Annotated in this window: 5 protein-coding genes; all 5 read left to right on the forward strand. The window is 57.3% G+C overall.

All coding sequences use genetic code 11. The features are described 5' to 3' along the window. On the forward strand, positions 1–183 hold a 183-nt coding region (locus RMO15_RS14540), incomplete at its 5' end, for a hypothetical protein (protein ID WP_309714042.1). A gap of 293 nt (positions 184–476) precedes the next feature. After that, positions 477–734, forward strand: a complete 258-nt coding sequence (locus RMO15_RS14545; protein WP_309690470.1) for an AbrB/MazE/SpoVT family DNA-binding domain-containing protein — start codon at positions 477–479, stop codon at positions 732–734. A 204-nt stretch (positions 735–938) separates the two neighbouring features. Beyond that, positions 939–1,211, forward strand: a complete 273-nt coding sequence (locus tag RMO15_RS14550) for a hypothetical protein (RefSeq protein ID WP_309714044.1) — start codon at positions 939–941, stop codon at positions 1,209–1,211. Between the two features lie 57 nt (positions 1,212–1,268). Then, a complete protein-coding gene (locus RMO15_RS14555) occupies positions 1,269–2,285 on the forward strand; it encodes a tyrosine-type recombinase/integrase (protein WP_309714047.1) in 1,017 nt (338 codons plus the stop codon). A 180-nt stretch (positions 2,286–2,465) separates the two neighbouring features. Further along, entirely contained in the window at positions 2,466–3,443 is a 978-nt protein-coding gene (locus tag RMO15_RS14560; protein WP_309714050.1) for an Rpn family recombination-promoting nuclease/putative transposase, read from the forward strand. The last annotated feature ends 289 nt before the right edge of the window (positions 3,444–3,732 follow it).

The following is a 3,732-nucleotide window of genomic DNA, read 5'->3' on the forward strand; positions in this document are numbered from 1 at the left end:
GATGGTCGTGATGGGAGTGAGGAAATCCGAAACCACATCATGTCACCATCTGTGATCAACGGAAATCACCTGATTTCCGTCACCGCAAGGGGTGGGGAAACGCCCAACTATACCTTTCCGGTGCGATGGGCAAAAAGCCCCCTTCTGGAAGCTTCTGGGGGCAAATCGCCAAAACGGGGGTAGATGGCTAGAAATCGGGGCTTTTCCAGATAGGTCATAGCTTATTAGAATGTCAATTCTAAGAAGGAATAACGACATGAAACGGGGAAATCTATCTAGCGTCGGCATATCCGCTTATCTGCTTTACTGGCATTCTGTCTTGCTGAATACCTGATAGAACGATAAAATACTTATTAGGTTTAAAGAATTTCGGCACTGCTGTATTACTGCCGATACGTGCCTGCTGTATCTCTGATGGTACGCGGAAGCGTACGGCAGGACTTTGTGGGGCAGGATTCTGTGGGAGGGTATTGGTTATGAGCATCGGATCAGTTGAAGTTGCGCAGCGCGGGCAGGTCACTCTGCCCAAGGCACTACGAGATCAGTACGACATCAAGTCGGGGCAGCAGTTCACGGTAATTGATCTGGGTGGGGCGTTTCTGCTCAGTCCTAAGGAGTCCAAGGTGGAGGCACTCTGCGATCAGATCAAGGGCGAGCTACTCCAGGAAGGCACGAGCCTGGAAGACCTCTTGGCCGAGCTGAGGGCGATGCGCGAGGACAGGACTGGGGAGTAAAACCTTGCCACGGCCCAAGCTGTTTCTGGATAGTAGCGCGGTGATCGCCGCAGCCCTTTCCTCGCGTGAGGACTCGCCCGGTCGCCAGTTGCTGCTGTTGGGCGAGGCTGGAGTCGTAGACCTTCGCATCAGCCGCGAGGTGCTTAGCGACCTGGAGCGGCTTTACGAAAGCGCAACCCATCTGCTCTGGCTCGGTTCGTCGTCTTGTTGGATGTTGCCGATGTCGCCACCGTGCCCGATCCCGCTCAGGAGACCGTGGAGCGTTGCGTGGAGCTGACCGGCTACCTTCCCGACGCTCGTGTCTTGGCGGCTGCAGTCGAGTGCGATGCGGATCTTTTCGTCACGCACGACACCGAGCACTTTCTCCAGAACCCACTCATCGGCCCACCCGACACAAGGCTACGCGTCAAAGACTCCCGCCAGGCTTTGTTATGGTGCCGCGAAAAACTGGGCGAAAGTGAAACGAACCCAGCGTAGCACGTAGACCAGTCCAGCGATGCGCTGGTTCCCCCGGAGGGGGGAAGGGGGGAGAAAATGCAAGAAGAAGAGAAAGAAACTAGCCTGTCAGTAGTCGCTCCGCTCGTCGTGGTACAAGAAGGCCAGCGACGTGATCAGAACGCTGCGGTGGTCTACCTGGCTAGCCTCGCGCCGGGGTCGCGGCGAACGATGGGCGATGCGCTCGGCATCATCGCGGCGCTACTTCTGCCAGAGCTGGGAGAGAAAACGGTGCAGGTGAGGATCGAGCTACTGCCCTGGAGAGCACTTAGGTTCCAGCACACCAGCGCGGTTCGAGCGGTGCTGGCGGAGAAGTACTCCTACGCCACGGTCAATAAGATGCTCTCGGCGCTGCGAGGGACGATAAAGACCGCCTGGCGGCTGGGGCAGCTCAGTGCCGAAGATTACCAGCGTGCCGTCGATGTCCAACGGGTTCAGGGCGAGACGCTTCCCGCAGGTCGCTCCTTGAAAAGTGGAGAGATCGCGGCCCTCATCGACGTATGCCAGAAGGATCGTAGTGCGGTCGGAGCGAGGGACGCGGCGATTGTGGCGCTTCTGTATGGCTGTGGACTGCGCCGTGCGGAGCTGGCGACACTGAGCCTTGGCGACTACGACGCTGAGGAGGGAGTGGTCAAGATCCTGGGCAAACGCAACAAACAGAGGCTCGTGCCAGTGGTTGGCGGTGCACAGGCCGCGCTGGATGCCTGGGTGCTCATGCGCGGCGATTCGCCGGGGGCATTGTTGCTCCCCTCGCGCAAGGGTGGGAAGCTGGTGAGGGACGAGGGAGCATCTGGTGAGCTGCTCGGGATGACGGCTCAGGCTCTCTACCTTATCCTGATCGAGCGGGCGCGGGAAGCGGGCGTAGTTCACTTCTCCCCCCACGACTTCCGGCGCACCTTTGTTGGAGACTTACTGGATCGGGGGGCGGATATCGCTACGGTTCAGAAGCTGGCGGGCCATGCCAACGTGACGACAACGGCGCGGTATGACCGGCGGGGGGAGGTGGCTAAGAGAAAAGCCGCCGAGCTGATCCATGTACCCTTCCGCAAGGGGTAATCCTGTAGACTTGGCAAACTCTGGGGCAATGATGATGGGCAACATCCGAGCGAGGCGCACTGCCACGACAGCGCCGCCGAGGGAATCATCGGACAGTGCAGAGGGAATCGGGCTGTAGATTTGATACGGACTTGTAGATTTGATACGGACTTGTAGAGCGAGAGCGATACAATAGGTGAGATGGAACCCACCCAAACTATAGGGCAAAACCAGAGCGTAGATCAGAACCAAGCCGTAGATCAGAACCAAGCCGTAGATCATGATCGGCTCTTTAAGGAGCTGCTCACGACTTTCTTTGTCGAGTTCGTCGAAGCGTTTCTCCCCGATGTCCATGCCTACCTGGAGCCGGAGTCTATTGTCTTTTTGGACAAAGAGATCTTCATGGACATCACGGAGGGCAACCGCTACGAGTCCGATATCGTGGTGCAGGCAAAGTTCCAGGGCCGTGATGCCTTCTTTCTGCTGATCGTGGAGAACCAGTCCACTCCCCAGAGCGAGTTCCCCGACCGGATGTTTAACTACGTGGGCCGCTTCTGGGAAAAGTACCGCCTGCCGATCTACCCCGTGGCGCTGTTCTCCTACGACCAGCCGCTCAAGCTCGCGCCCAACACGTTCTCGATGGAGTTTCCGGGTTTTGTGGTGATCCAGTTTCAGTTCCGTGCGATCCAGCTCAACCGTCTGAGCTGGAAAGACTATGCCAAGAAGCGCAACCCGGCAGCGACGGCGTTGATGGTGAAGATGCAGATTCCCGAGGAGGAGCGTGTGAAGGTGCGGCTTGAGTGCCTGCGCCTGATCGCCACGCTTCGACTTGACCCGGCCCGCTCTCAGCTTATCGCGGGCTTTGTGCGAACCTATTTGCAGATGACACGACCTGAGCTGGTGGAACTCCAGCGCGAAGTGGGGCTCTTGCCCCGAGAGGAGCAGAATACGATGATGACCTTAACCAATGAATGGATTGAGCTTGGCGAAGAAAAGGGACGAACGCAAGGGCGCTCGGATGAGGCGCGGAGCCTGGTTCTGCGTCTGGGCACCAAGCGTTTCGGTGGCCCTGAAGCTTCGACTTTGGCTGCTCTAGAGGCTGCCGATCTGGCCCGTCTGGAAGTTCTTGTAGATCGCTTGCTTGAGGTCGAGACGTGGGCCGAGCTGCTGGCCGATTAGCTCAGTTAGCTCGCTAGGATATTAGTTCGAGGGCATGGAAATCCCAATGTTCTTCGATGTTTTGGGTATCCCAAGGTACTTATCTGCAAAACAACGTTTTGGTACTTTGATTTGGTAGACCAGTTTCGTGAACATCAACCAGATCAAGCTTCAGGGAGGGAGGCTGGAAAGTCGCGCCGCACCGCACCCTTTCCAGCCGTCCTGCCAAAACGGTCGATTTCGCAGACTACTGAAAATGCCTCAATAGCGATGCTGTTGCTTAACCTATCGCACACTTTTCTGGGGATAC

The organism is Armatimonas sp. (assembly GCF_031410135.1).
Lineage (GTDB): Bacteria > Armatimonadota > Armatimonadia > Armatimonadales > Armatimonadaceae > Armatimonas.

Excerpts from the sequence above, each read along its gene's own strand:
- RMO15_RS14545 (WP_309690470.1), top strand. The coding sequence starts at position 477 with ATGAGCATCGGATCAGTTGAAGTTGCGCAGCGCGGGCAGGTCACTCTG.
- RMO15_RS14555 (WP_309714047.1), top strand. The coding sequence starts at position 1,269 with ATGCAAGAAGAAGAGAAAGAAACTAGCCTGTCAGTAGTCGCTCCGCTC.
- RMO15_RS14560 (WP_309714050.1), top strand. The coding sequence starts at position 2,466 with ATGGAACCCACCCAAACTATAGGGCAAAACCAGAGCGTAGATCAGAAC.